Raw genomic sequence first — 1,115 nt, forward strand, 5'->3', positions numbered from 1 at the left:
GGTCGTAGATCTGGGATCCGTCGCACGATCAGGCGGCCGGGAACGTGATGTGCCTTCTTCTGTGCCGAGAACGCGGTGAACGGTATTTCGGCGACCTCGGCAACCGAGACCCACTGCTCGGCGGTGTCGTCGTAGATCGCGTTCGTGTAGCGGATCGGTGTCCAGGCATCGTCGGTGAGGGTGGCGATCGCGGCCCGGATGACAGTGTTGAGGCCGGTGGTGATCGAGACGTCCGCTCCGCCGCGGATCGCTGCCCCGATGGTCGGGTATCCGAAGTAGGCGGAATCGGCACGCAGCAACGGTTTCGACTGTGCAGCAATGACATTGCGATCAGAGCTGGCGCGCGCCGTTGTTCGGAGTCGTTCGACGGTGGTGAGGGTGTCGGCGATCATCCGCGCTGCCCCGCGGGCGGATCCGCATGCTCCTTTGCGGAGCCGTTGCCCGGTGATCACCGGTGCCGCGCTATCGGTGGTGACGGTGGTGATCGACGAGTTCAGGCCGCGGATGCCGGAGTAGCCGTAGCCGGAACCTTGTTTGCTGTGGCCGTGGACTTCGATGATCGAATCGTCGATGTCGACCATCACCCGTTCGGTGCCGATTCCGGCGAGCACCGGGGTGTGTTCGTTCAGGGCGCACAGCAGTCGGGAGGCGACGGCGTCGAGTTGGCGGACATGACCGAAGGCGAACTCCCGCAGGAACGACCCGAGTGTCGAAGGTGCGTACGGGTGATCGAAGAGGGTATTCATCGCGCCGTGCCGCAGGATCGCCATGTCGGCGATGCTGTCGGCTCCGGCGACCATGCCGGCGACGAGGGATCCGATCTTGCGTCCGGCGTTGGCACCTTTGTCGGTCGGCACGCTCAGGTGCTCTGTGGCCAAGGTGAGCAGCCCGGATCGCTGAGCCAACGCCATCACCGGGACCAGGCCCGCGGTGGACACGAGGTTCGGGTCGTCGAACCTCGCCGCAGCGACGGGGCGTGTGTGGGATAGTTGCATCTGCGAGATGCCCTTCGTAGTGGCCGAATCTTTCCCTAGACAAGATTGATTCTTTCACCACGACAGGGCATTTCGCTTCTACGACTCGATCACGTTCACGACCCGATCGGTGCATTCAGG

1 protein-coding gene is annotated in these 1,115 nt (G+C 63.9%); it reads right to left on the reverse strand.

The features are described from left to right. Positions 1-995 (reverse strand): IS1380 family transposase (locus tag R4P57_RS26765; protein ID WP_317805923.1); only part of this gene is annotated, 995 nt, incomplete at its 3' end. Between the last annotated feature and the right edge of the window lie 120 nt (positions 996-1,115).

This window comes from Rhodococcus sp. IEGM 1330 (assembly GCF_033142445.1).
GTDB lineage: Bacteria > Actinomycetota > Actinomycetes > Mycobacteriales > Mycobacteriaceae > Rhodococcoides.